This is a genomic window from Rhodococcus sp. ACPA4 (assembly GCF_002300185.1).
GTDB lineage: Bacteria > Actinomycetota > Actinomycetes > Mycobacteriales > Mycobacteriaceae > Rhodococcus_F > Rhodococcus_F globerula.
Genome location: NZ_NSDY01000001.1, coordinates 230,578 through 256,698 on the forward strand (window position 1 = coordinate 230,578; position 26,121 = coordinate 256,698).

General features: G+C 61.6%; 24 protein-coding genes and 2 tRNA genes. 14 read left to right on the forward strand and 12 right to left on the reverse strand.

Annotated elements, in window-relative coordinates:
* Positions 1 to 33 precede the first annotated feature (33 nt).
* Positions 34 to 1,953 carry a DNA primase gene (gene dnaG, locus CJ178_RS01040; protein ID WP_033233056.1) on the forward strand — a complete coding sequence of 640 codons (1,920 nt, stop codon included), beginning with the start codon at positions 34 to 36 and terminating at the stop codon, positions 1,951 to 1,953.
* On the opposite strand, the gene CJ178_RS01045 is transcribed toward dnaG, so the two are convergent.
* Complete coding sequence (locus CJ178_RS01045) at positions 1,954 to 2,205, reverse strand: hypothetical protein (protein WP_033233058.1); 252 nt, start codon at positions 2,203 to 2,205, stop codon at positions 1,954 to 1,956.
* A 136-nt stretch (positions 2,206 to 2,341) separates the two neighbouring features.
* Here CJ178_RS01045 and CJ178_RS01050 point away from each other — a divergent pair.
* Positions 2,342 to 2,414 (forward strand) — tRNA-Asn (locus tag CJ178_RS01050).
* A gap of 511 nt (positions 2,415 to 2,925) precedes the next feature.
* Here CJ178_RS01050 and CJ178_RS32405 read toward each other — a convergent pair.
* From CJ178_RS32405 to CJ178_RS33125, 3 genes are all read right to left on the reverse strand, one after another.
* Entirely contained in the window at positions 2,926 to 3,477 is a 552-nt protein-coding gene (locus CJ178_RS32405) for a hypothetical protein (protein WP_143547487.1), read from the reverse strand.
* 135 nt (positions 3,478 to 3,612) lie between these two features.
* Positions 3,613 to 3,825 (reverse strand): hypothetical protein, encoded by a 213-nt coding sequence (locus CJ178_RS01060; protein ID WP_045067024.1) that lies wholly within the window; start codon positions 3,823 to 3,825, stop codon positions 3,613 to 3,615.
* 103 nt (positions 3,826 to 3,928) lie between these two features.
* Positions 3,929 to 4,126, reverse strand: coding sequence for a hypothetical protein (locus tag CJ178_RS33125; protein ID WP_230590060.1), 198 nt, complete (start codon positions 4,124 to 4,126; stop codon positions 3,929 to 3,931).
* 178 nt (positions 4,127 to 4,304) lie between these two features.
* Here CJ178_RS33125 and CJ178_RS01070 point away from each other — a divergent pair.
* A tRNA-Ile gene (locus CJ178_RS01070) sits at positions 4,305 to 4,378 on the forward strand.
* A 62-nt stretch (positions 4,379 to 4,440) separates the two neighbouring features.
* Positions 4,441 to 4,959: a DinB family protein gene (locus CJ178_RS01075; protein WP_045067026.1), complete on the forward strand. Its 519-nt coding sequence runs from the start codon at positions 4,441 to 4,443 to the stop codon at positions 4,957 to 4,959.
* On the opposite strand, the gene CJ178_RS01080 is transcribed toward CJ178_RS01075, so the two are convergent.
* Complete coding sequence (locus CJ178_RS01080) at positions 4,960 to 6,432, reverse strand: mannitol dehydrogenase family protein (RefSeq protein WP_095885932.1); 1,473 nt, start codon at positions 6,430 to 6,432, stop codon at positions 4,960 to 4,962. It abuts the gene before it with no gap.
* A gap of 7 nt (positions 6,433 to 6,439) precedes the next feature.
* Complete coding sequence (locus CJ178_RS01085; protein ID WP_095887780.1) at positions 6,440 to 7,450, reverse strand: NAD(P)-dependent alcohol dehydrogenase; 1,011 nt, start codon at positions 7,448 to 7,450, stop codon at positions 6,440 to 6,442.
* Between the two features lie 141 nt (positions 7,451 to 7,591).
* Between CJ178_RS01085 and CJ178_RS01090 the strand changes: the two genes are divergently transcribed.
* The 9 genes from CJ178_RS01090 (at position 7,592) to CJ178_RS01130 (ending at position 16,758) form a co-directional block, all read left to right on the forward strand.
* Positions 7,592 to 8,590, forward strand: a complete 999-nt coding sequence (locus CJ178_RS01090) for a sugar-binding transcriptional regulator (protein WP_033233071.1) — start codon at positions 7,592 to 7,594, stop codon at positions 8,588 to 8,590.
* Positions 8,591 to 8,651: 61 nt separating this feature from the next.
* Entirely contained in the window at positions 8,652 to 10,004 is a 1,353-nt protein-coding gene (locus CJ178_RS01095; RefSeq protein ID WP_045067028.1) for an ABC transporter substrate-binding protein, read from the forward strand.
* Positions 10,001 to 10,951 carry a carbohydrate ABC transporter permease gene (locus tag CJ178_RS01100; RefSeq protein ID WP_033233075.1) on the forward strand — a complete coding sequence of 317 codons (951 nt, stop codon included), beginning with the start codon at positions 10,001 to 10,003 and terminating at the stop codon, positions 10,949 to 10,951. Before CJ178_RS01095 ends, CJ178_RS01100 begins: the two co-directional genes overlap by 4 nt.
* The gene (locus CJ178_RS01105) at positions 10,951 to 11,817 is read left to right on the forward strand and encodes a carbohydrate ABC transporter permease (protein ID WP_045067029.1); all 867 of its coding nucleotides are present in this window, start codon (positions 10,951 to 10,953) and stop codon (positions 11,815 to 11,817) included. The genes CJ178_RS01100 and CJ178_RS01105 overlap by 1 nt, the downstream gene beginning before the upstream one ends.
* 45 nt (positions 11,818 to 11,862) lie before the next feature.
* Complete coding sequence (locus CJ178_RS01110) at positions 11,863 to 12,957, forward strand: ABC transporter ATP-binding protein (protein ID WP_045067030.1); 1,095 nt, start codon at positions 11,863 to 11,865, stop codon at positions 12,955 to 12,957.
* Between the two features lie 92 nt (positions 12,958 to 13,049).
* Positions 13,050 to 13,961 carry a carbohydrate kinase family protein gene (locus CJ178_RS01115; RefSeq protein ID WP_095885934.1) on the forward strand — a complete coding sequence of 304 codons (912 nt, stop codon included), beginning with the start codon at positions 13,050 to 13,052 and terminating at the stop codon, positions 13,959 to 13,961.
* 175 nt (positions 13,962 to 14,136) lie between these two features.
* A complete protein-coding gene (locus CJ178_RS01120; protein ID WP_033233085.1) occupies positions 14,137 to 15,264 on the forward strand; it encodes an NDMA-dependent alcohol dehydrogenase in 1,128 nt (375 codons plus the stop codon).
* 36 nt (positions 15,265 to 15,300) lie between these two features.
* On the forward strand, positions 15,301 to 16,128 hold the full coding sequence (locus CJ178_RS01125) for a serine hydrolase domain-containing protein (protein ID WP_045067032.1): 828 nt from the start codon (positions 15,301 to 15,303) through the stop codon (positions 16,126 to 16,128).
* Between the two features lie 123 nt (positions 16,129 to 16,251).
* Positions 16,252 to 16,758, forward strand: coding sequence for a DUF3145 domain-containing protein (locus CJ178_RS01130; protein WP_033233089.1), 507 nt, complete (start codon positions 16,252 to 16,254; stop codon positions 16,756 to 16,758).
* Between the two features lie 69 nt (positions 16,759 to 16,827).
* On the opposite strand, the gene CJ178_RS01135 is transcribed toward CJ178_RS01130, so the two are convergent.
* The 6 genes from CJ178_RS01135 to aceE all read right to left on the reverse strand — a co-directional run bounded on the left by CJ178_RS01135 (position 16,828) and on the right by aceE (position 25,305).
* Positions 16,828 to 18,261: an acyl-CoA carboxylase subunit beta gene (locus tag CJ178_RS01135; protein ID WP_033233092.1), complete on the reverse strand. Its 1,434-nt coding sequence runs from the start codon at positions 18,259 to 18,261 to the stop codon at positions 16,828 to 16,830.
* Positions 18,262 to 18,369: 108 nt separating this feature from the next.
* Positions 18,370 to 19,620 carry a KasA/KasB family beta-ketoacyl-ACP synthase gene (locus CJ178_RS01140; RefSeq protein ID WP_033233094.1) on the reverse strand — a complete coding sequence of 417 codons (1,251 nt, stop codon included), beginning with the start codon at positions 19,618 to 19,620 and terminating at the stop codon, positions 18,370 to 18,372.
* A 7-nt stretch (positions 19,621 to 19,627) separates the two neighbouring features.
* Complete coding sequence (acpM, locus tag CJ178_RS01145) at positions 19,628 to 19,903, reverse strand: meromycolate extension acyl carrier protein AcpM (RefSeq protein WP_033233096.1); 276 nt, start codon at positions 19,901 to 19,903, stop codon at positions 19,628 to 19,630.
* 83 nt (positions 19,904 to 19,986) lie between these two features.
* On the reverse strand, positions 19,987 to 20,895 hold the full coding sequence (locus CJ178_RS01150) for an ACP S-malonyltransferase (RefSeq protein WP_095885935.1): 909 nt from the start codon (positions 20,893 to 20,895) through the stop codon (positions 19,987 to 19,989).
* 142 nt (positions 20,896 to 21,037) lie between these two features.
* A complete protein-coding gene (locus CJ178_RS01155; RefSeq protein WP_084702724.1) occupies positions 21,038 to 22,366 on the reverse strand; it encodes a PucR family transcriptional regulator in 1,329 nt (442 codons plus the stop codon).
* An 83-nt stretch (positions 22,367 to 22,449) separates the two neighbouring features.
* Positions 22,450 to 25,305 carry a pyruvate dehydrogenase (acetyl-transferring), homodimeric type gene (gene aceE, locus CJ178_RS01160; RefSeq protein WP_095885936.1) on the reverse strand — a complete coding sequence of 952 codons (2,856 nt, stop codon included), beginning with the start codon at positions 25,303 to 25,305 and terminating at the stop codon, positions 22,450 to 22,452.
* Between the two features lie 271 nt (positions 25,306 to 25,576).
* Here aceE and CJ178_RS33130 point away from each other — a divergent pair, with 271 nt between their 5' ends.
* On the forward strand, positions 25,577 to 26,107 hold the full coding sequence (locus CJ178_RS33130) for a hypothetical protein (protein WP_242484692.1): 531 nt from the start codon (positions 25,577 to 25,579) through the stop codon (positions 26,105 to 26,107).
* Positions 26,108 to 26,121: the final 14 nt, after the last annotated feature.

Sequence of the window (26,121 nt, forward strand, 5' to 3'; positions counted from 1 at the left end):
GGCGCAGTTCGTGGACCGCCTAGACTGACATACGTGGCGGGCCGAATTTCTGACAGAGACATCGCGGCCATTCGCGAACGCACACGCATCGAAGACATCGTCGGTGAATACGTCTCGCTCAAGCGTGCGGGTGGCGACTCCATCAAGGGGCTGTGCCCGTTCCACGACGAGAAGTCGCCGTCGTTCCACGTTCGCCCCAACCACGGGCTTTATCACTGCTTCGGCTGCGGTGAGGGCGGCGACGTCTACTCCTTCTTGCAGAAGATGGATCACATCAGTTTTGTCGAGGCTGTCGAGCAGTTGGCCGACCGGCTGAACTACTCGATTTCCTACGAGGGCGGCGGTCCCTCGGTTCAGCGCGATCGCGGCACCCGTGCGCGCTTGATCGCGGCCAACGCGGCAGCGCAGGAGTTCTATGCGGCGCGCCTGCGGGAGCCAGACGCCCAAGCTGCGCGCGACTACCTCACCGAGCGAAATTTCGACGGCGCTGCGGCCTTGCAGTTCGGCTGCGGCTACGCCCCCGAAGGCTGGGACACACTCACAAAGCACTTGATGGCCAAGGGATTCGAGTTCAAGGAGCTCGAAGCCGCCGGCCTGGCCAAGGAGGGGCGACGCGGCCCGATCGACCGTTTCCATCGTCGACTCCTGTGGCCCATCCGGAGCGTTGCCGGCGACGTAATCGGCTTCGGTGCCCGCAAACTTTTCGACGACGACACCATGCCAGGCAAGTACGTCAACACCCCGGAAACCATCCTGTACAAGAAGTCTCAGGTCTTGTTCGGCCTCGATCTCGCGAAACGCGACATCGCCAAGGGGCATCAGGCTGTGGTGGTCGAGGGGTACACCGACGTCATGGCGATGCATCTGGCCGGCGTCAAGACCGCTGTCGCGTCGTGTGGCACCGCATTCGGCGAGGAACACCTCGCGATGCTGCGCCGACTCCTGATGGACGACAGCTACTTTCGCGGCGAAATCATCTACACCTTCGACGGCGATGCCGCGGGGCAAGCTGCCGCGATGAAGGCTTTCGAAGGTGATCAGAAGATGGCCGGGCAGACGTTTGTTGCCGTCGCACCCGACGGAATGGACCCGTGCGATCTTCGGCTGGCGTCGGGCGACGCCGCAGTCCGCGACCTCGTGGCGAGGCGAACCCCGATGTTCGAGTTCGTGGTCAAGTCGATACTCACCGAGCATGATCTCGACACAGCGGAAGGTCGCGTCGAGGCTTTGCGTCGCACCGTTCCCGTCGTCGCGCAGATCAAGGAATCGACTCTGCGTGACAGTTACGCCAACCTGCTGTGCGGATGGGTCGGGTGGGACGACCTGCCGTCCGTGCGTCGACGTGTCCGTGACGAAGCTCGCAAACGTGCGTCCACCCGAGGTTCTTCACCCGCCCCGAAGCGTCGTCAGGTCATTCCGGAGCCGAGCGACGACGCCCTTGCCCTCCCGATCGGCATCTCACGGCCCCGGCCCAACGACCCGGGGCTGTCCACGCAGCGAGCGGTGCTCAAAGCGGCCCTACAGTACCCAGGGATCGCCGGAACGGTGTTCGACTCACTGCCCGTCGAGACGTTCACTCATCCCGCCTACGTGGCAATCAGGCAGTCGATGTCCGACGCCGGCGGCACCAGCAAGGGCTTCGGCGGCGCCGAATGGATCGAGGTTGTCACCAAGGGAGTCGAAGATGTGACAGTTGCCTCAGTGATCTCCGAACTTGCCGTCGAACCGATGCCATGTGACGAGGACACAGTTCCCCGCTACATCAGCGGCGTGCTCGCGCGACTGCAGGAGGCTTGGGTCGGCGAACAGGTCGCAGACCTCAAATCGAAACTGCAGCGCATCTCACCCGCCGCAGCACCGGACGAGTACAACTCGCTGTTCGGCGACCTCGTCGCCCTCGAGCAGTACCGCCGACAGCTGCGTGAGCAAGCCGTCGGCGACAACAGCGTCTGACTAGCGGTTCTTCTTCAACTGGTCATGAGGGATCAGGATCGTGGTTTCCTCGTTGATCGGCTTCATGGGCTCCAATTTCGGCTGCGTGCTGAGCGAATCAGCCAGCTTCTGACGCGACGCGTCGAGCACCTTCTTCGTGGCAGGACTGGTCGCCACCGCCTTCGCGGCCCGACTGATCTGTTCGTACCGGGCCCGCCCTGCTTTCGTCCCCAGGACGTACCCAGCGGCAACACCGATTAACAAACGCATCATTCCTGCTTCCCTCCAGCACCGATCGTCCTGACTCCATCCTGCCTGATGACTCGCTGGGCAGGCGATTTGGTACTTCGGCGGTGGATTCGCTACAGTTTCTCAGGCAACGCCGGAACGGGCGAAGCGAGCAAGACAATCCCCTGTAGCTCAATTGGCAGAGCTTCCGACTGTTAATCGGACGGTTGCTGGTTCGAGTCCAGCCGGGGGAGCGTTCAGAAGAATCCCTGATCCGCAGCAATGCGGATCAGGGATTTTTTTGTTGCACGATTATGTCGAAGGCCTGCCAGGCGCCGCGTGACCGACAACTGTCATTCGAATGTGTGTGCGAAGATTCTGATATGTCTGTCGAGTCTGCGCCGACCAGTTGCCCCAGCGGGCACGCCCTCACCGGTGGCACCTGTCTCGTCGGATGGGAAGTCTGCGGCTGTGTGACGGCCGAGAACGGCGGGCATCGAACGCACTACTGCCGCAAGTGTGGCAAGACTGTGCGAACGCCGCCATGCGCCGGTGCCATGCCGCAGGTTGATCGCTGGCGCAGTCGGTAGATCTATGCCGCCGCGTCCCTGATCGTCTATGGCAGACCACTGGGTTAGGTTTTTTTGGGGCGCGTGACCGCGATGATGCGAAGGCTGGCGCTGATCAGCTGGATCCGGACGGGTACTCAGATATCTAGGGGAGGTATTCGTCCGAGATTTGATCGTTGTCAGGTAGGTAAGAACCTCACAATGCACTGGGAAGATAGTGCGCTTGGTCGTCCTGCACGGCCAGGTTCATGACTTCCTCGTATGCCTCCGGTAGTGGGTGCCCACACGCACCTCCTGTCGGAAAAGCAACTCTCACACCGTGTCCGCTGGCATCGACCAGCCAAACCACAGGAGTGGGAATGGTCGACGCAGTGGGGCATTCGCCGAACCACGGACGATCGAGCGAGGGCTGCGCCAATTCAGCGATGACTCGCGTCAAATCACCGCTTCTCCTCGTCTGCCTCAGGATCGCCCCACTGTTGTCGTCCGCGAACTTCAGGAATTCGCACACCACCACCGATGTCGGTTGGAAGCTCTCGGGAATCGTTCCTGCCGGAGGTAATGGGTCTACTAGGTACTCCGGTGACTGGACCGGTATAGGAATGACCGCCTCGAGCACGTCAGGCGCCAGACATGTGGGTTGCCCGATAACCTGCCCCTGCGGGGCAGCTGCCGGGGACCGTCGGTCGTCCACAATCTGGAAAGCAACAACTACCCCAACCGCGAGAACAGCAACGGAGCCAGCCAATACCGGCCCCAAACGACATCGCCGCATATCCAACACCATGCCAACTATGCCGCTAGCGGACACATTCCGCCCTGTCTACAAGATGATCGCCCGGACGAGCCCCCGAGGCTGCAGGGCGAGTCGGCCGACTGAGATCTATTCGAATTGCGCGCCGGGGCTGTGGGTTTGGTTGACGTCGAGCGTGACCTCGACATCCCCGGCAGGAACATCCGTGAGAAGGTGCACCGCGTCAGCGACCATGTCGGGAATCTGATCGAGTCGGCGTGCTTGGGTGAATGCGCCGTCGACCTCGGGCACCTCGACGGCCCACCAATCGCCGGATTTCGTGACCTTGGCGGTGACCTTCATTTGTTGCCCTTCCTGTCGGTGGTCGTTCGAAGTCGGTGGTTGTCTGAAGCGAAAGCCCGGCGCAGGATTCTGCGCCGGGCTTCGGTGTTCATGGTGCGAGCGACTACTTCGCTGCGCGGTCCGAAGGCTCGAACAAGCGAACGATGTGGGCCGGGTTGATGTAGTAGACCCCGTTGGGGGAGTTGAGCACCAACGTGTCCTCGGAGAAGTCCTTGACGGTGCCGTTGAGCTTTGCGCCGTCGGACATGATGATCCGGATCGTGGCCTTGGAGTTCTTGAATTCAGAGAGTGCAAGCTTCATGTGATGATCCTGTTCAGTGGGGTGTGCTCTCCAACGTTATCGGGTTCCGGCACCCGTGCGAACCAAGTCGAGGTACCTGCTCCGATATGAGTTACACCAGTCACACCCTGCCCGGTTGTGATTCGCGTCAGCGGTGCCGGTAACATTCGGACGCGCCGAGATGTCAGGCAACTCGGATGGGGCGGTAGCTCAGTCGGTTAGAGCCGTGGACTCATAATCCATTGGTCGCGGGTTCGAGCCCCGCCCGCCCCACAACTCTCTTCCACGATCGGCGATGGAATCAATACCCGCCGTGAGCGGACTATTCTCGATCCATGCCGATCACGCCGGACACAAAGAATTGGACATGGGTACTCGAACGCCCGTGCACAGAGTGCGGGTTCGACTCGACCACCATCACCTTCGCTGATGTTCCCGATCTGGTTCGCAGGAATGCCGCCGCTTGGGGTGAGGTGCTGCAGCGCGAGGACGTGACGGTACGGCCGAACAGCGAAACCTGGTCCGCGTTGGAGTATTCCGCCCATGTGCGTGACGTGTTCAGGATTTTCAGAGCCCGGTTGGAGCAGATGCTCACATTCGACGATCCGTACTTCGAGAACTGGGATCAGGACGCGACAGCAATTGCCGAGCGCTACAACGAGCAGGATTCGGCGACAGTCGCTTCGGAATTGGCCGACGCTGCTGACGCCGTTGCGAGTGCATTCGAATCAGTCGCGGAGGGTCAGCTGGGTAGGCGTGGGCTCCGCGGTGACGGATCGGCGTTCACCGTCGAATCATTGGCCATGTACTTCATTCATGATCCGATCCATCACCTGCACGACGTGTCGGGGTAGTCAGAGCCCACGCACCTCCTCGAGAGTTTTCCGCGCTCCGACCGAGTGCAACGAGTCGAGTGTTGTTCGGAAGCTCGCGACAAATCGCCGGTTGTCGACCAGATCTCCGAAAACGGCACGGTTGCCGATGAAGGCGAGTGGGTCGACCGCCTGCTTCTGGGCAAGGGGCACCAACGTGTCGGCCAATTGATCGACCACGGTGATCGGGTCGCCCTTCTCGTCGACGCCCTCGGCGTAGCGCGCCCAACTGGCCACGATGGCCGTGGACAGATTGATGGGCCCTCCGGTGTCGAGTTGCTTGCGGATGACCGGCAAGAGCCACTTGGGAATTCGATCGGACGATTCGGCACACAGACGCGCAATCGTGTCACGAACCTGTGGGTTCGAGAAGCGCTCGATGAGCGTCTTCTTGTACTGATCGAGGTCGACGCCGGGGACCGGATCGAGGGTGGGGGTCGCTTCGAGGTTCATGTAGTCGAGCAGGAACCCGGACAGGAGTTCGTCCTGGCATGCCTCGTGAACGAGACGGTATCCGGCGAGGTAGCCGAAGTAAGCGATGCCCTGATGGCTGGCATTGAGGAGACGCAGCTTCATGAGTTCGTACGGGCGCACGTCCGGCACCACATTCACGCCGGCATTTTCCAAAGGTGGCCTGCCCACCGTGAACTCGTCCTCGAGGAACCACGCAGTAAACGGTTCCGCTGCGACAGGCCATTGATCGTCGACGCCGAATGCCTGGGCGATCTCGGCAGTCACCTCGGCAGTAGTGACGGGCGTGATCCGGTCGACCATGGAGTTGGGGAACGCACCGTTCTGCTCGATCCACTCTGCAAGTTCCGGATCTTTCAGGGCGGCAAAGGCTCCGAAAGCTGTTCGTGCGACGGCGCCGTTTCCTTCGATGTTGTCGCAGCTCATTATCGTGAAGGGTGCGAGGCCGCGTTCTCGGCGAAGGGCGAGAGCATCGCAGACCAGTCCGAACGTCGTGCGGGGGAGAGCTCCTGGCCGAAGATCATGTACGACATCGGGATTGGATGCCTCGAACTCACCGGTGGTGTGCGAGATGTTGTAACCGCCCTCGGTGATGGTGAGGGACACGATCTTTGTCGACTCCGACGCCATCTTCTCGATGACAGCACGTGGATCGTCCGGAGCAAACAGGTACTCGACAATTGACCCGATGACACGGCCTTCGAGCGTTCCGTCGGCATGCTTGAGCGCCAGCGTGTACATACCGTCCTGAGCGCCGAGCGCATCCTTCATCCGCTTGTCCGACGGCATCACTCCGACGCCGCAGATTCCCCAGTCGAAGCCTTCTCCTTGGCGTAGGAGGGTGTCGATGTACATGGCCTGATGCGCGCGGTGAAAGCCGCCGACACCAAAATGCACTATGCCGGTGGTGACTTTGCTCCGGTCGTAGTTCGGCACTTCGAGTGAAGCATCGAAGTCGCGCAAGGTCTTCGTGTTGAGTTCCATGAAAGTTCTAGTCTCCTTCGGCGACGATGACAACGGCCTTGATGCTGCCGGGGACGCGATCGGCTTCCAGCGCCTCGCGCGAGCGTTCGAGTGAAAAGCGGGCTGTGACCATCGAATCCAGGTCGACGCGACCGGACGCGACCAGTGCCGCGGCGATCGGCCACGTGTTGGCGTATCGGAACACACCGGTGAGGACGAGCTCGCGACCCTGAATGATGGGGACGGGCAGCGGGATTTCGTCTGCGCCCATTCCGACCAACACTATTGTCCCGGCCGGCCGAACAGCATGGATGCCGTCGATCACGGCGGCTGTGGCTCCCGAGGCGTCGATGAACGCGTCGACGCCGAGTGAACGTACATCGCACTCGCGGGGATCCACCACGGCGGTGGCGCCGAACGTCAGTGCCACCTCGCGTCGGGCGGCGTCGATGTCCGAGACGATGACCGCGGTGGCGCCAAAAGCCTTGGCTACCTGTGTCGTCACGATTCCCACCGGTCCGGCGCCCGCGATGAGGACTCGGGACCCACCGGTGATACCCGCCTTCTGGACGGAAGCGATGCCCACGGAGAGTGGCTCGAACAGCGCTGCGGCTTCATAGGACACGGAATCGGCGATGGGATGTGCGAAGTCTGCGCCAATGGTCACGTAGTCCGTCAACGCACCGTCTATGGGAGGCGTCGCGAAGAACTCCATGTGAGGGCAGAGATTGTATCGGCCGGATTTCGATTCCGAACTGGTCGGATCGGGCTTCTGTGGCTCGATGGAGACCCGTTGTCCGATGCGACTGGGATCAACGCCGTCCCCGACGGCTGCGATCCGACCTGACGCCTCGTGCCCGAGAACGAGGGGAGCCTCGACGACGTAGGGGCCGATGCGGCCTTCGCGAAAATAGTGGGCGTCCGATCCGCATACGCCAACCGCATGGACGCGGACGAGCACTTCGCCAGGCCTGGGCGACGGTCGCGGTCTTTCCTCCATCTGCATCTTTCCGACTGAAATAAGGACATTTGCCCGAATTGTCGCAGGTAGATCGATGGATTCACCGGAAACTGTTGTGTGGGTCACAACGTAGATGTTAGCTTAATGAGCATAAGAACATCTAGTGAGCATTTGCTCACGACCAAAAGAATCAACCAAAAGAATCAACGAGGAGAACGCGTGAACCAGTCGGCTCAGCCAACGGGACTCAAGACGTCGAAGACGCCGGCGTCCGAGGATGTCCGACTCGCGCTGCGCGCGGCAACGATGTATCACCTCGAAGGTGCTACTCAGGCGGAGATCGCGGCAAAACTCGGTGTCTCGAGGCCGACGGCGGGCCGCTTGCTGGCTCGGGCGCGGTCGCAAGGCTTGGTCAGGGTCGAGATCTTGGTTCCGCCGGAGTTGGAAGGTTCGGTGAACACGGAATTGGAGTCCGAGCTCGAGAAGCGTTTCGGCCTGGCGGAAGTTTTGGTTGTCCCCGAAGCGAATTCGGATTCAGACGATCCCGACTACGATGCGTTGGGCCGTCGCGCTGCTGACGTGCTGGTTCGGCGTCTGCAGCCGTCGAGTGTTCTCGGATTCACGTGGGGGCCGGAAACCGTTGCAGTAGCGGGTTCTTTGCCGGACCGGGCGGCAAAGTGCTCGGCTGTGGTACAACTTGACGGCTCCATGACGGTGACCGACTATCAAACCGGCGTTGACTTCACTATCGGCCGATGTGCACAACAGTTGCAGGCCAATCCGATTCGCCTCAATGCTCCGTTGTACGCCGATCCGGCGACTGTGGAGTCGATGCAAAACGATTCGGTCATATCAAAGGCGCTGCAAGCTGGAACCGATTCCGACATCATGGTTTTCGGTGTTGGCGCCGTATCCACGGCCACCACGTTGTTTGCCGGTAGCTTTGTCGACTCGACCATGCTGGACGAGTTGGAAAGTCGTGGCGCGGTCGGCGAAATCGGGGGCCGTTTCTACACGATCGACGGAACTCCAGTGGAGGGGCCACTACCCGAGCGCACGGTATCCGTATCGCTCGACGCAGTGAAATCCTGTGATCAGACCATTCTGATTTCGGGGGGAACACACAAACGCCAGGCCGTTCTGGGCGCATTGCGCGGAGGTTTGGCACACGTACTCGTCACCGATGTCGAGTGCGCCCAGTGGCTGCTCGAAAGCTAGCTCTCACGAGTTCTGCCGGCTGAGCGTGCAACTGACACGTGAGTGTGAAGGAAGGTAATCCGTGAAAACAGGAAGACGAGTGTGGGGCGCTGCTGCTGCGGCTCTCTGCCTCCTGGTGTCGGGATGTGCGGGTGCGGGCGCACTCGGTGGTTCCGGCGAACGAACCGTCACCATTGCGATGGTGTCGAACTCACAGATGCAGGACGCCATCAAATTGGCACCCGCTTTCGAAGCCGAGAACCCGGGGATCGACCTCAAGTTCGTCAGCCTCTCCGAGAATCAGGCGCGCGCCAAGATCACGGCATCGACGGCTACGGGCGGCGGTGAATTCGATGTAGTCATGATCAGCAACTACGAGACGCCGCAATGGGCTGCCAATGGTTGGCTCGTGAATTTGTCCGAGTATGCCAATGCCACAACGGGTTACGACGAAAACGACTTCATTCCGTCCATCAAGACGTCCCTGTCCTACGAGGACAGCATGTACGCCGTTCCGTTCTACGGTGAGTCGTCGTTCCTGATGTATCGCAAAGACTTGTTCGACCAGGCCGGCATCACGGTTCCCGAAGATCCGACGTGGCAGGAAGTTGCCGGTTGGGCAGAGCAGTTCGACAACCCAGACGCCAAGATGTCGGGCATCTGCCTTCGCGGAAAGCCCGGCTGGGGCGAGGTCCTCGCACCACTGAATACCGTGATCAACACCTTCGGAGGTCGCTGGTACGACGAAGACTGGAATGCGCAGCTGACCAGTCCGCAGGTGGAAGACGCCGTTCAGTTCTACGTGGACACGGTCACGGAACATGGTCAACCAGGTCCCGCGACCAGTGGATTCGGTGAGTGTGCAACACAATTCGCGCAGGGCAATACCGCAATGTGGTACGACGCGACGTCGGCGGTGTCGGTTCTCGAAGATCCCGCGTCGTCGAAGGTGTTCGGAAACATCGGCTACGCCAAGGCTCCGAAGGTCGAGAAATCAGATCCAGGATGGCTCTACACGTGGGCGCTCGGGATCCCGGAGTCGGCCCAGAACAAGGACGATGCGTGGAAGTTCATCTCGTGGATGACAAACAAGGATTACATCCAGCGAGTCGGCACGGAGCTCGGCTGGTCGAGGGTGCCGCCGGGAAGTCGTCTTTCGACGTACGAGATTCCGGAGTATCAGGAAGCCTCCAAGGCATTCGGTGAAATCACCCTCGAATCGATCAATAACGCAGATCCGAAAAACCCTACAGTGCAACCGGTTCCGTACACCGGAGTCCAGTTCCTCACCATTCCTGAGTTCCAGGATCTGGGCACTCGCGTCAGCCAGCAGATCAGCGCTGCCATCGCGGGTCAGAAGAGTGTGAAAGAAGCACTCGAACAATCGCAGCAGTATGCCGAGGTGGTCGGCAAGACCTATCAGGAGAACCGATGACTACGGTTGCTGAGCCCAGAACTGCGGTGGACGACGCGCCGCCGGTCCGAATCGACAAGAAGATCTCCCGCGCCGAGGGATGGCGTCGTCGAGGTCCGTTGTTGCCGGCGTTGATCTTCGCGATCGTCGTCACCCAGATTCCGTTCCTGTTCACGCTGTACTACTCCACGCAGTCGTGGAACCTCGTGCGGCCGGGATCACGGCATTTCAATGGGTTGGACAACTACATCGAGGTGTTCAAGGACAGTCAGTTCCGTGAGGTGGCTGTCAACACGGTCATCATGATCGTGGGAACGGTCATCGTGTCCGTGATACTCGGACTGGCGCTGGCACTGCTTCTCGACCGGGCGTTCCTCGGCCGCGGGATTGTGCGAACGCTGCTGATCACGCCGTTCCTCATCACCCCGGTCGCCGGCGCATTGCTGTGGAAGACAACGATGTTCGACCCGGTATTCGGCATCGTGAACTTCGTCCTCCAACCATTCGGTGTCGGCCAGGTCGACTGGGTGAGCAAGTTCCCGCTCGCGGCAGTCATGATCAATCTGATCTGGCAGTGGACCCCGTTCATGATGTTGCTGATCCTGGCCGGGCTGCAGTCCATGCCCCGCGACATTCTCGAGGCCGCGCGAGTCGACGGCGCCAAGCCGTTTGCGATGTTCCGCGAATTGACCTTGCCGCATCTGCGCCGATTCATCGAACTCGGCGCCGTGCTCGGTGCGATCTACCTCGTGAACACCTTCGACGCGGTGTACATGATGACGGCGGGAGGGCCAGGAGTCGCCAGCTCGAACCTGCCGTTCTACATCTACCAGCGTGCGTTCCTCGGCTTCGACGTCGGTCAAGCTGCGGCGATGGGCGTCGTGACAGTGATCGCGACCATCATCGTGTCGACACTCGCGCTCCGATTGATCTTCAAGAGCTTCACCGGTAATGAGGAGGCTGCGTGATGACTACCGTAGATACGACAAGCGCGACGACCGACAAGCCCGTAGTGAAGAAAAAGAAAAGCAGCAAGTTCAGTCCCTGGTCGGTAGTGGCGTGGATTGCCGCTCTGGGCTTCTTCTTTCCGGTCTTCTGGATGGTTCTGACGGCGTTCAAGACCGAGGCCGATGCCTACACGGATCCGCCGAAGTTGTTCTTCACCCCGACACTCGAGCAGTTCCGTGCCGTTCTCGATTCGGGTCTGGGTACGACGCTGGCGAACTCGGCATTTGCCACGGGAATGTCCACCATTCTTGTTCTGCTACTGGGTGTTCCAGCGGCGTTTGCGCTCTCGCTTCGCCCGGTGAAGAAGACGCAAGATGTGCTGTTCTTCTTCATCAGTACCAAGATGCTTCCCGTCGTGGCAGCGATCGTGCCGCTGTACGTGATCGTCAACGACATCGGATTGCTCGACAACATCTGGGCTCTGGTCATCCTGTACACGTCGATGAATCTGCCGATTGCGGTGTGGATGATGCGCTCGTTCTTCCTCGAAGTACCCGGCGAGCTCCTCGAAGCAGCCAGCATGGACGGCGCCAGTTTGTGGACCTCGGTTCGCGAGGTGATCTTGCCCCTGATCTCGCCCGGAATCGCTGCCACTGCGCTGATCTGCGTGATCTTCTCGTGGAACGAGTTCTTCTTCGCAGTCAACCTGACAGCTGTTCAAGCGCAGACGATTCCGGTCTTCCTGGTCGGCTTCATCACGGGCGAGGGCCTGTACTGGGCTCGCCTCTCTGCAGCAGCAACCATGGCGGCGTTGCCCGTCATCCTGGCCGGTTGGTTCGCCCAGAACAAGCTGGTGCGCGGCCTGTCCTTCGGCGCCATCAAATGACCCGGCGCAATCCACTAGTTCGCCCCACACTTTCAGGAGTTCGTCATGGCTGAAATCTCTTACCGGAAAGCGTCTTGCATCTACGAAGGTGCCGGAACCCTCGCTGTCGATTCGCTCGACCTCGATATCAAGGACGGTGAGTTCATCGTCCTCGTCGGACCGTCAGGATCAGGAAAGTCAACTGCGCTGCGCATGTTGGCCGGGCTCGAGGACATCGACTCCGGTGCAATCACGATCAACGGCAAGGACATGACCGATGTCCCGTCGAAGGATCGCGACATTGCGATGGTCTTCCAGAACTACGCCCTGTATCCCAACAAGACCGTCGGCGAGAACATGGGTTTCGCGCTGAAGATGCGTGGAGTTCCTTTGGAGGAACGAAAGAAGAAGGTTGCCGAAGCGGCAAAGCTCCTCGATCTGACGGATTACCTGGACCGCAAGCCCGCCAAGCTGTCCGGTGGTCAGCGTCAGCGAGTTGCCATGGGACGTGCCATCGTTCGTGAACCTCAGGTGTTCTGCATGGACGAGCCGCTGTCCAACCTCGACGCAAAGCTGCGGGTCCAGACACGTACGCAAATCGCGGCATTGCAGCGTCGACTCGGAACCACCACCGTGTACGTCACTCACGATCAGGTGGAAGCGATGACGATGGGTGATCGAGTCGCAGTGCTCAAAGGTGGCAAGTTGCAACAGTTTGCGTCACCGACCGAACTCTACGATCGTCCCGCAAACGCGTTTGTCGCTGGTTTCATCGGATCGCCCGGAATGAACTTGGTGACGGCGCCGGTCACGTCCGGCGGCGTTCGATTCGGATCCGTCGACGTTCCCTTGGAGCGAGAGCAGATGACGGCAATTGCTGCCGCCGGACTGGATTCAGTCACCGTCGGAATCAGGCCGGAACAATTCCAGGTGGTTCCCGCGGGAACCGGCATCGCCGCTCAGATCGATCTGGTCGAAGAACTGGGCAACGAGTCGTACATCTACGCCCATGTGCCGGGAACGGATGCCGACCCGATTTCACTCGTCGCACGTACAGGTGGGCGATCTCAACTGCAGTACGGCCAGACGCTCGGGTTCGAGCGGGTAGACGGACCGGTGCACCTCTTCGACCCCACGACGGGTGAGCGCGTGGGTAACTGAGTCCCCATCCGAAATCGTGCCCTGCTCGGCGCTCGAACTCGATCGCGCCGAGCAGGGCATTAGCATGATCGCCTCAAAGTTAAGGTCTACCGATGAGTGATACCCGAAATCGATCCGTCGTGGTGTGTGGTGAGGGACTGGTCGATCTGGTGCCGGTGGGGGAGAACTTCTCGCCCAAGCTCGGCGGCGGACCGTTCAACGTCGCACTCGCGTTGGGCAGACTCGGGTCGGCCGTCGGGTTTGTCTCCCGATTGTCGTCCGACGCGTTCGGTGATCGCATGATCGACTCGTTGACCGCATCGGGCGTCGACACCGGCGCGGTGGAACGGGGACCTGAACCGACCACACTTGCCGTCGTCAATCTTTCCGACGACGGCAGCGCCCGGTACAGCTTCTATCTGGAGGGGACAGCGGATCGGCTTTTCAGTGCGCCGGAACTTCCCGACGCCCGCGCCTTCTCGTTCGGAACCCTCTCGCTGGTCTTGGAACCCGGAGCGTCGGCGTACGAAGCGTTGCTGTTCGAGGCGCATCGACGCGGACGACTGACCATGGTGGACCCCAATATTCGACCGGCCGTCATCAGCGACCCCGACGCGTACCGTCGACGGTTCCGCACCTGGTTGCCGTCCATCGACATTCTCAAAGTGAGCGACGACGACGCGGCGTGGCTGGGTTCGGTCGACGGTCGTGAGTGGCTGGCCGACGGTGTCGGAGCAATCTTGTTGACGCGAGGCGGCGATGGATTGACAGTGCTGACATCGGGATTCGAGGTTTCGGTACCGGCGCCGACGGTTCGCGTTGCCGACACCATCGGAGCGGGGGACACGGTGCACGGCGCTCTGTTGGCTTACTTGGAGCGCCACGACGCACTCGATCCGGCAGCTGTTCGCAGCTTCACGGCACCTCAATGGCAGGCGGCGCTGGAGTTTGCGGCGCGTGCGGCTGCCGTCACGGTGTCACGACCCGGCGCGGACCCGCCGTGGTCGGCAGAGTTGTCCCATTGAGAGGTTGTCCCACTGAGCGGGCCGATTCCGAAATACCCGGCACGTGTTTTCCCTGCTCAATTGGACGTCTGACCTGCGGCACGAAAACTTTCGTTAGAACACGTTCCAATTTCCGCTATTTGTGGCTATGGTCACAGTGATAGATGCGGGTGTGCGAATGAAAGGGTGAACTGACGTGAAGACCAAGGGTGCAATCCTGTGGGGCCTGGGCGAGAAATGGTCCGTCGAGGAGATCGAGATCGGCGATCCGGTAGCCGGCGAAGTCCAGATCCGCATGGAAGCGGCCGGAATGTGCCACTCCGATCACCACATCGTCACCGGCGCCACGCCGATGCCGTCGTTCCCCGTGATGGGCGGCCACGAAGGCTCGGGCGTCATCACCAAACTCGGCCCCGAGGTCTCAGGTCTCGAGGTGGGCGACCACGTCGTGCTGTCCTTCATCCCGGCATGTGGAACTTGTCCCGCGTGTTCGGCCGGACATCAGAATCTCTGCGACCTCGGCATGGGACTCCTCAGCGGTCAGGCAATCAGTGACGGCACGTACCGAATTCAGGCTCGCGGCGAGAACGTGATCCCGATGTGCTTGCTCGGAACGTTTGCCCCGTACATGGTGGTGAACCAGTCCTCGGTGGTGAAGATCGACAAGGACATCCCGTTCGAGGTTGCCGCGCTTGTCGGTTGCGGCGTGCCCACCGGTTGGGGATCTGCGACGCACATTGCCGACGTCAAGCCAGGCGAGGACGTTGTCATCATGGGCGTCGGCGGCGTGGGAATCAGCGCGCTGCAGGGTGCCGTTGCATCCGGTGCGCGGTACGTCTTTGCCATCGACCCGGTGCCGTGGAAGCGTGAGCAGGCTCTGAAGTTCGGTGCCACCCACGCGTTCGAGAGTGCTGCTGCGGCAATTCAACCCATCATCGAGGCGACACACGGACGGATGGCGCAGAAGACCATCATCACCGTCGGTGAGATGAAGGGCGAATACGTCGAAGAGGCGATGATCCTTACGGCCAAGGCCGGACGTTGTGTTGTCACTGCGATGGGGCATCTGACGGACATGGACGTCAAGCTCAATCTGTTCCTGATGTCGATGCTGCAGAAGGACCTCCAGGGCAACATCTTCGGCGGCGGCAACGCCCGCCAGGACGTTCCGAACCTGCTCGCGATGTACAAGGCGGGCAAGCTCAACCTCGACGACATGGTCACCCGCACCTACACCCTCGAAGGTGTCAACGACGGCTACCAGGACATGCTGGACGGCAAGAATATCCGCGGCGTGATCCGTTACACCGAAGCGGACTGGTGATCTACAGCTGAATTCGTGGGCCAGTAGTCTGATCGGGTGCACAGTCTTGACGTCATCGATCAGTGGCCCGTCGACAATGCGGCAGCGGTCGTCCTCACGGGAGAACATTCCGGCGGGGGCGGCCGCATTTCTGCGTCGAACGGCGACCAGAACCGCGTGTTCCCATTGGCTTCGGTAACAAAACTCCTGTGCGCCTACGCAATTCTGGTTGCCGTGGAGGAAGGCGCCGTCGAGCTGGATCAACCAGCAGGCCCCGAAGGATCCACGGTGCGGCATCTGCTGGCTCACGCGTCCGGCCTGGCCTTCGGTGAGCGGACCGTCCAAGCTCCCGTCGCGTCGAAGCGGATCTATTCGAGTGCGGGATTCGAGGTGCTTGCCGAATTGGTCGAACACGAAACCTCGATTCCGTTTGCCGACTACCTGGCTGAGGCGGTGTTCGAACCGCTGAAGATGACGAGCGCGGCGCTGGTCGGCCCGGCGGGCCACGGAGCGCAGGCATCGGCGGCCGACCTGGCCGGCTTCGCTGCTGAACTACTAGCCCCGACGCTGATTTCACCGCAGACGTACAAAACGGCGACCTCGGTGCAATTCCCCGGGCTCAACGGCATTTTGCCGGGATACGGCTCCAAGCGGCCTAATGATTGGGGATTGGGCTTCGAAATACGCGGACAAAAGAATCCGCATTGGACCGGACGCGAGAATTCCGCGTCGACTTTCGGCCATTTCGGTCAGTCCGGAACCTTCCTGTGGGTGGATCCCGATATCGACGCTGCCTGCGTTGTCCTGACCGATCGCGCCTTCGGTGATTGGGCAAAGCCGCTATGGACTGAATTGTCCGATCACGTTATAACGGACATTCGGTAACAATTTTCTCTTGTTCCACTAGCGCAACACGGGTAACACAGGCACACTATTCAATCGAGCCTGCTTCACACATTCGACAGAGGTCGTTGGGGAAGACGTCCCTCGTCGAAGCAGGAGGCTCGAGTGCAACCGAATCACCTCGCGGAACTGACGACTGGTGTGGTCTTCATCCACTCGTCACCCGCAGCGCTGTGCCCGCACGTGGATTGGGCTTTGTCCGCCGCGTTGGGCTGTCCTGCCAAACTGCGGTGGACATCGCAGTTGGCAGACAATGGACTGCTGCGTGCAACAACGGATTGGTCGGGGCCCGTCGGAACCGGTGCCCGACTGGTGGATTCACTACGGGCGTGGCCGAAGCTTCGATTCGAGGTCACCGAGAACCCCAGTGCCGGCGTGGACGGTGAGCGCTACAGCCACGTTCCCAGTCTCGGTCTGTGGCGCGGTTCAACCAGTGCCAACGGAGACGTTGTTGTCGGCGAACTGCGGCTTCGATCCATCATCGACGCGGGCGGCGACATCGTCGGAGAAATCGACCGGGCAATGGGGGCGCCCTGGGACGAAGAGTTGGAACCGTATCGATGCTCCGGCGAGGGCGCTGAAGTGATGTGGTTGCACCGCCGCGTCAGCTGATCCGCAAGCGTGAATGAAAAGGTGAGCCTCGCCGTTATCGGCGGGGCTCACCTTGCGTTCGACGCGTTCCTACAGCGGAATATTCTTGTGCTGCCCACGCACATTCGGAGCGGCGGCAAGGGCGGCCGTGACGATACTGCGAGTCTTCGCGGGATCGATTTCCCGATCCACCACACCCATCTCGACGGCCCGGTCGACGCCGCCTGCGATGGCTTCGTGTTCAGCGGCCAACCGGTCGTGGAGGGCTTCGCGTTCGTCGTCGGGAGCGGCGGCGAGGGCGCGCTTGTGCAGGATGCCCACCGCGGCCTTTGCGCCCATGACGGCGACCTCGGAATTCGGCCACGCAAATACAGCCGTGGCACCGAGGGCCCGTGAATTCATGGCAATGTAGGCGCCGCCGTAGATCTTTCGGGTGACAACGGTGACGCGGGGGACGCTGGCTTCGGCAAAGGCATGCAACAGCTTTGCCCCGCGGCGGACGACGCCTTCCCATTCCATCGACACGCCGGGGAGATATCCGGGGACGTCGACGACTACGACGAGTGGCACACCGAAGGCATTGCAGAGGCGAACGAATCGCGCGGCCTTCTCGGCGCTCTCGGAGTTGAGGCAGCCGCCGAGTCGCAGCGGATTGTTGGCAATGACACCAACAGTGCGACCGGCCATCCGGCCGAATCCTGTGACGATGCTGCGCGCGTAGTTACCTTGCAGCTCTTCGAAACTCGATTCACCTTCGACGTTGTCGAGCAGTTCGTGAACGATCGGACGCACGTCGTATGCGCGCTTCGCCGACGCCGGCATCATCGCCCGCAAATCGGAATCGCCGAGTTCGGCGGCGCGCTGATCGAAGGTGCCTTGGTCGCAGAGCATGGACACGAGTCGGCGGGCCCGGTGCAGGGCGTCGGACTCGTCATGCGCGGCGATGTGTGCGACGCCTGACTTCTTGCTGTGGGTGTCCGGTCCGCCGAGCGAGACCATGTCGACCTGTTCGCCGGTCACACTGCGTACGACGTCGGGTCCGGTGACGAACACTCGACCTTCGGGCGCCATGATGACGACGTCGGTCAAAGCCGGCCCGTACGCGGCGCCGCCTGCGGCAAATCCGAGGACAACCGAAATCTGTGGGATAAGGCCTGATGCGCGGACCATTGCCTCGAAGACAAGTCCGACAGCGTGCAGAGCTTCGACGCCTTCAGCGAGGCGAGCGCCACCGGAATGCCAGAGCCCCACGATGGGGGTCTGCTCGTCGATGGCGGTGTTGATGGCGTCGACCAGATGCTTGCATCCGTCGAGGCCCATGGCGCCACCCATGACGGTGGCGTCGGAACAGTAGGCGATGGTGCGGACGCCGTCGATTTTTCCGGATGCGGCGAGCACACCTGACTTGTCGCGCGGGTGAAGCGGAACCGTGGTTCCCGGATCGAACAGATTCTCCAGGCGCGCAAGGGGATCACGCGGATCTGTCGACGATTCGGACTTAGTCACGGGGGCCAGGATGGTCATCGCGTCCTCCTTCAATACGTGCCTTCGGCAGAAATGCCGATCGGTGTGCCCGCGGGTGATGTTGTCATTTCCGTTCCAACATCACCCGCGGACAAGGTCAACGACTGGCTATGCCCGGCCGAAAGCGAGCGCAACATTGTGCCCACCGAAACCGAACGAGTTGTTCAGTGCGAAATCGAAACTGCCGGTTCGGGCTTCGCCCTTGACGACGTCGAGATCGATCTCTGGATCCTGGTTGTCGAGATTGAGCGTCGGCGGAATGATCCCGTCGCGCACAGCCAGAACCGTCAGAACGGACTCGAGGGCACCGACAGCGCCGATCGAGTGTCCCAGTGCGGATTTCGGTCCGTACACCGCCGCGTGGTTGCCCACGGCGGAGTTGATTGCCGTTGCCTCTGCGATGTCGCCGATCGGCGTCGCGGTGGCGTGAGCATTGATGTGCTTGATGTCGGCCTTCGAGAGACCGGCCATCTCGATTGCCCGCGTCATGGCTCGAGCCGCGCCCAGACCCTCGGGATGCGGTGCCACGATGTGGTAACCGTCGGATGTGATTCCCGCGCCCAACAAACGTGCGTGAATCGTGGCGCCACGCGCCTTTGCATGCTCCTCGGTTTCGAGGATCATCAGCGCGCCGGCTTCACCGAACACAAATCCGTCGCGGTCCTTGTCGAACGGACGCGAAGCCGCGGTCGGATTGTCGTTATTGGTGCTCATCGCACGCATCATGGCAAAACTTGCGATGGGAACGGCGTCGATGAAGCTCTCGACTCCGCCGGCCACCACCATGTCCACGTCACCCATGACAAGCATGCGGTGAGCGTGGGCGATCGCTTCGGAACCCGACGAACATGCGGAGACGGGAGTAATGACGCCACCACGGGCGCCGAGCTCGAGTCCCACCGTTGCTGCCGGCCCGTTCGGCATGACCATCTGCACCGAGAACGGGGACACCTTGCGGTATCCACCTCCGCGAAGCTTGTCGACTGCGTCGATCAGCGTGTCGCCGCCGCCCAGTCCGGTGCCGATGACAACCGCGAGGCGGTCCTGATCGACCTCGGGACTGCCGGCATTGCTCCACACAGTCCGGCCGAGGGTCAGCGCGAGTCGTTCGACCCAGCTCATCCGTCGGATTTCAACTCTCGACAGACCCTCGTCCGGTGAAACTTTGAGGTGCCCGCCGATGCGAATCGGAAGGTCGAATTCGTCGATGAACGGGTCGTCGAGGACTCCGATGCCGCTTTCGCCGGCGAGCAAAGCCTTCCACGTGCCATCCACATCACCAGCCACCGACGTCGTCGTCGCGAGGCTCGTGACAACGATGTCGGGAAATTTCCCCCTGCGGGTAGAAGCGGAAGTCACGGTCGGCTCACTCTGCGTTCTTGGCTTCGGCGCCTTCGGCTTCGAGCTTCTGGATGTACGCGACGATGTCGCCGACGGTGCGCAGGCCGGCCAGGTCCTCGTCCGGAACCTTGACGCCGTACTTGTCTTCCGTCTGAACTGCGATCTCGACCATGGACAGGGAGTCGATATCGAGGTCGTCGACGAACGACTTGTCAGCGGTGACCTCGGAAGGCTCGATTCCGGTGACCTCCTCGACGATCTGGCCGAGTTCCGCGATGATTTCTTCCTGAGTGTGGGCCACTGGTGTGGCTCCCTTCTTGATCGATTGAGGTGGTGAACCAAGTCCAGCTTCTGGTCAGCTGAACTCAGGGTGAAGCGCCCGGGCTAGGTCAGTCCGGAAAGAGCGGAGATATCCTCCGGGTTCTTGAGTGCCACCGTCGGAGTGCCACGCATTTCGCGCTTGGCAATACCGACGAGGGTTCCGGCCGGCGGGAGTTCGACGATCGCGGTGACTTCTGCGGTCCGCAACGAAGCGGAGCAGAGGTCCCAACGAACGGGTCGAGTTACCTGCGCGGCAAGTTTGGTGAGTGCGTCGGCACCGGAGGAGACCGGTGCGCCGTCCGAGTTGGACAGCAGCGTGCGCGTGGGATCAGACGGGGTGATCTTGGCGGCAGCAGCTGCAACAGCGTCCTGGGCCGGAGCCATGAATCGGGTGTGGAAGGCACCGGCGACGGGAAGTGCCCGCACGCGAGCCTTCTCGGGTGCGCTGGCAGCAAGCTCTTCGAGGGCGCTGAGTAAACCGGCTGCAACAATCTGACCCGCAGCATTTCGGTTAGCGGCTTCGAGTCCGAGTTCCTCGATGCGGGCCAGTACCTCGGCTTCGTCACCGCCGAGGACCGCGGACATGCCGGTGGGCTCGAGTGCACATGCCTTGGCCATCTCCGCGCCGCGCAGTGCTGCGAGTGCGACAGCTTCGTCAGCAGTGATGACGCCCGCGATTGCCGCCGCGGCGAGTTCGCCAACCGAGTGACCGGCGGCAATGACGTCAGTTCCGAGGAGGCCCTGCGATTCGATTTCCTCGTAGGCAAGAAGTGCTGCTGCGACGACCAGGGGCTGAGTCACGGACGTGTCCGTGATTTCTTCCGCGGTCGCGGTGGTTCCGAGACGGACGAGGTCGAGACCTGCGGCTTTCGACCACATTTCCAGGCGGTCTTGCGCTCCGGGCAATGCCAGCCATGGGCTGAGCATGCCGGGTGTCTGAGAGCCCTGTCCGGGGGCAAGCAAGGAAATCACTTATTAAGAGAACACTGGCAGCAGTGAAGTTCGAGATGTCGGTGGCGATGAACTCTGGTGGTGTGTTTTGTAGGTTTCCCACAAATTCCCACGTCGCGTTTGCTCATCGGAATTGGACGCGAAAGGGTTACAAGGCAATTTGTCACACTGTGAACGGTGTGACGGGAGTGAACGTTGTGTCCGATTTGTTATCGATTTCGCTTAATCGGCCCACGGTAGCGGCTATACGCAGGACGTACGCGTCGCGTGGATTGGTTGGATCCCGACCGGTCACTTCGGTAATTCGTTTCAGGCGGTATCGCACCGTATTTGGATGAACAAACAGCTGACGTGCACAAGTCTCAACCGCACCTCCACAGTCGAGATAAGTGTCCAAAGTGTCGGTCAAGACGGAGCCACTTTCCGCCAACGGAGTAACGAGATGATCCTGGAGAGCGTCGACGGCAGCTTGATCGCCGAGTAGTGCGCGTTCCGGCAGTAGCTCCGTCGCAAACACCGGGCGCGGCGCTCCCCGCCATCCCACGACCGCTTTGATTCCGGCAAAAGCCTCAGACGCACTGAAATGCGCGGCGCTCAGACTTGGGGTCGTCGGGCCGATCACCACCGGGCCGCCCGCGAAGCTTCGCAGAAGATCCTGCATGAACTCGCTCTGCGCGGACTTGCTGGTCACGTCGCCGCTGACAACCATCACCAGGCGGCTGCCCTGAACGACTGCGAGTACCGCTCGGCCGTGGGCCGCAGCAGTGGCGTGGACGGTTCCTGCGACCGAGACCCGTTCATCGGGCGGCGGTGATCCGACGATGACCGTTGCCGGAGCAGTTGCATCCCAATTCAACGTGGCAGCGCGCGAGAGCATGTCCGAGCCGGTATCGCCGCGCACAACGGCGTCGACCACCAGTGCTTCCAGTCGGCTGTCCAATGCGCCACGCGATTCAGCGGCGCTGGCGTACACCGATGCAGCAGCAAATCCGAGTTCACGTCCGTACCGAAGAACAGCCTCGGTCAACGCGATGAGCTGCTGATCGTTGCGAGCCAACGCCGGCAACCACTTCTCGAAGAACTCCATGGCAACGCGAACCATGTCGACCGTCTGCCGCAGCGTCAGCCGCCGCGCCAACTCTTGAGGAATGACCGGAAAGGACTCGTATCCGAAGCTGATCTCCGAATCCAACTGCCTGAGCCATTCGAGGAAATTCACCACTGACGTCTGCACCAAAAGTTGAACGTCTGCGCGGTGGGACGCGTCCAGGGTGTCGAAGAACGGGAGTTGTTCCTCCATGACCGTCACGGCTTCGGTCGCCAGCCGTCCGGAGAACTGTTTGACCCGCCGCAGCAAAGCCTCGGGCAGTGGATCGCGAACCTGACGCCGCCGCGACAGCGACGCCTGCAACCCGGAAGTCGACGACCGGATGCGTCGTACTCCTACCGGAGGTACCCCGGATGCAGGCACATCAGAATCAGGATCAGGCATGACAAAAACCTACGCCCATCGCTGCGGATGTCGTGATGACACCCGCAGCAATGGGCGGAAGTGGTTATCGGTAGCGGTGGAAACTATGCGCTACCGGTGTCCCCGGTCTGCTCGGGAGCAGCATTCACATCGTCGATGCGGTACCGACCAGCTGCCTCGACGGCCTTGCTTCGGTCGATCGAACCTTCCTTGGCCAGACCGTTGAGCACGGCCACGGCGATCGACTCGGCATCGACGTTGAAGTAACGACGAGCGGCAGTGCGGGTATCGGAGAATCCGAATCCGTCGGTGCCCAGCGTGATGTAGTCGCCCGGAACCCACTGGCGGATCTGATCCGGGACGGCGCGCATCCAGTCCGATGCCGCCACAACGGGACCCTGCGCCGACGCCAACGCGTTGGTGACGAAGGGAACCGGAGCGTCGACGCCCGGGTTGAGCAGAGCCTGACGCTCGCACTCGACACCCTCGCGGCGCAGTTCGCCCCACGACGTGACGGACCAGATGTCAGCCGAGACACCCCAGTCGTCTGCGAGCATCTGCTGAGCCCGCAGGCCTTCCGGCATGGCAACACCGGAAACGAGGATCTGAGCCTTCGGGCCCTGCGCATCGGATGCCTTGTAGAGGTAGATGCCCTTGAGCAGTCCCTCGACGTCCAGGTCGGCAGGCTCGGCAGGCTGCACGTACGGCTCGTTGTAGATGGTGAGGTAGTAGAAGATGTTCTCGCCGCCGAAGCCGGCAACACCCTCGGTACCGCCGTACATACGACGCAGGCCGTCCTTGACGATGTGCGCCAACTCGTACGAGAACGCCGCGTCGTAGGTGACCGCGGCCGGGTTGGTGGATGCCAGGAGCAGCGAATGTCCGTCGGCGTGCTGCAAGCCCTCGCCGGTCAGCGTGGTGCGACCGGCGGTTGCGCCGAGAACAAATCCGCGGGCCATCTGGTCGGCTGCTGCCCACAGGCCGTCGCCGGTGCGCTGGAAACCGAACATCGAGTAGAAGATGTACAGCGGAATCATCGGTTCGCCGTGCGTGGCGTACGACGTGCCGACCGCGGTGAACGACGCCGTCGAGCCGGCTTCGTTGATGCCCTCGTGCAGGATCTGGCCGACCGGGCTCTCCTTGTAGGCGAGCATGAGTTCGGCGTCGACGGACGTGTAGAGCTGTCCGTTGCGGTTGTAGATCTTCAGCGACGGGAACCACGAGTCCATACCGAAGGTGCGGGCCTCGTCCGGGATGATCGGCACGATGCGCTTGCCGATCTCCTTGTCGCGCAGCAGTTCCTTGAGGATGCGGACGATGGCCATGGTCGTGGCCACTTCCTGCTTGCCCGATCCCTTGCGGATGACGTCGTACGTCTTGTCCTCGGGAAGCTTCAGCGGTGCTGCGTCCGTATTGCGGGACGGCAGGAAACCGCCGAGTGCCTTGCGGCGATCGAGCATGTACTGGATCTCGGGAGCGTCGTTGCCTGGGTGGTAGTACGGAGGCAGATACGGATCCTTCTCGAGCTCGGCATCCGAGATCGGGATGTGCTGCATGTCGCGGAAGGCCTTCAGGTCGTCCAGCGTCAGCTTCTTCATCTGGTGCGTCGCGTTGCGGCCCTCGAAGTGCTTGCCGAGCGTGTAGCCCTTGATGGTGTGCGCGAGGATGACCGTCGGCTGGCCCTTGTGAGCCATCGCGGCGGCGTATGCGGCGTGAACCTTGCGGTAGTCGTGGCCACCACGCTTGAGGTTCCAGATTTCCGGATCGGTGAGGTCCTTGACCAGTTCCTTGGTGCGCGGGTCGCGACCGAAGAAGTGATCACGCACGAACGCGCCGTCGTTGGCCTTGTACGTCTGGAAGTCGCCGTCCGGAGTCACGTTCATCAGGTTGACGAGCGCGCCGTCCTTGTCGGCGTGCAGCAGCGAATCCCACTCGCGGCCCCATACGACCTTGATGACGTTCCAGCCTGCGCCGCGGAAGAACGACTCCAGCTCCTGGATGATCTTGCCGTTGCCGCGAACCGGGCCGTCGAGGCGCTGCAGGTTGCAGTTGACGACAAACGTCAGATTGTCGAGGCCTTCGGTCGCCGCGACGTGTGCAAGACCGCGCGACTCCGGCTCGTCCATCTCGCCGTCGCCGAGGAATGCCCACACATGCTGATCGGTGGTGTCCTTGATGCCGCGATCGTTGAGGTAGTGGTTGTACCGCGCCTGGTAGATGGCGTTCATCGGGCCGAGGCCCATCGATACCGTCGGGAACTCCCAGAAGTCGGGGAGCAGGCGGGGGTGCGGGTACGACGGGAGTCCGCCGCCCTTGTCGGCGTGGCTCTGCTCCTGACGGAAGCCGTCCATCTGCTCGGCCGGGATGCGGCCTTCGAGGAACGCTCGCGCGTAGATGCCGGGGGAGGCGTGGCCCTGGATGAAGATGTGGTCGCCGCCGCCCGGATGATCCTTGCCGCGGAAGAAGTGGTTGAAGCCCACCTCGTACAAGGCGGCGGAGGACGCGTAGGTGGAGATGTGGCCACCGACGCCGACGCCGGGGCGTTGCGCGCGGTGCACCATGATGGCTGCGTTCCAGCGGATCCAAGCGCGGTAACGGCGTTCGACTTCTTCGTCGCCCGGGAACCACGGTTCGTTCTCGGTCGGGATCGTGTTGACGTAGTCGGTGGACGTCAGAGCGGGCAGTGCGACGTGCTTCTCGCCGGCGCGTTCGAGCATGCGCAGCATCAGGTAGCGGGCGCGGGTCGGTCCTGATCGATCCAGAAGTCCGTCGAACGACTCGAGCCATTCAGTGGTTTCGTCCGGGTCGATGTCCGGCAGGTACGACGCGACGCCTTCGCGAATGACGCGAACACGGCCGTCCGCTCCAGGGGGTGCGCTTGGGGATGGTGAACCTGGCACTCCCGTGCCCCCGGACTCGGCGTTCGGCTCGGACGAGGGACCCTGGATCAGGTCAGACAACGTGTGCTCCTCAGAGGGGTTAGGGACGCGTGGTTGGGCGTCCTTACGTAGGTGACCGGGACCTTGTTAGGTCCGATCCACTTCCATGATGAATATGGCGCGTACCTCATCTTTCACCATCCCGGTCGGCCCGGCACACTGTGGCCCCGGTTACCGTCGGGTAGCGTTCTCGAGTTCGACGTTCGGCTGCAAGAGTTGCCGGTGGCAACGCGATGTGAGGGGGGATTCGTCGGTGATGAAGGCGGGACCGGTCAGGGGATCGGGAAAAAGCGTGGACCGGTATCGACGTCGTGGATTAGTTGTCGCGATCGGCGCGTTGACGGTGGGTTCTGTGGTGATCGTGGGGTGTTCGGGTGCCGTCGAGGGATCACCGACTCCGAACAGGGTGCAGGCTGCTGCCTATCAGGCCGAGGTGACGGCGTCGATTGCAGCATCGTCGTCGAAAGCTGCAGCCGACGCGGTCGAGATCGCGTTCCAGACCTGTGAAGAGCTGATACGCCGATCGAAGGACGACGTGGCCGTCTTCAACGCCTACATCGACGCCAACAACAACGACGAGTCCGACGTGACGAGCAAAGCGCAGGCAGCTGCGTCCTCGGCAGACGAATTCGCAGGGTGGCTCGACACCGCGACCGCGGACGTTCCAGCCGCGCTGTCCGGACTGTTCGGAGACCTGGCCGACAACCTCCGGTCGATCGCCGGCGTCGTCAAGCGCGACCATTCGCCGGACGAAATCAATTCGATCACCGATACAACCAATTCAATTCGGGATTCGATCCGCACCGAATGCGGAGCGCTGTGACCTGCAGATTTTCG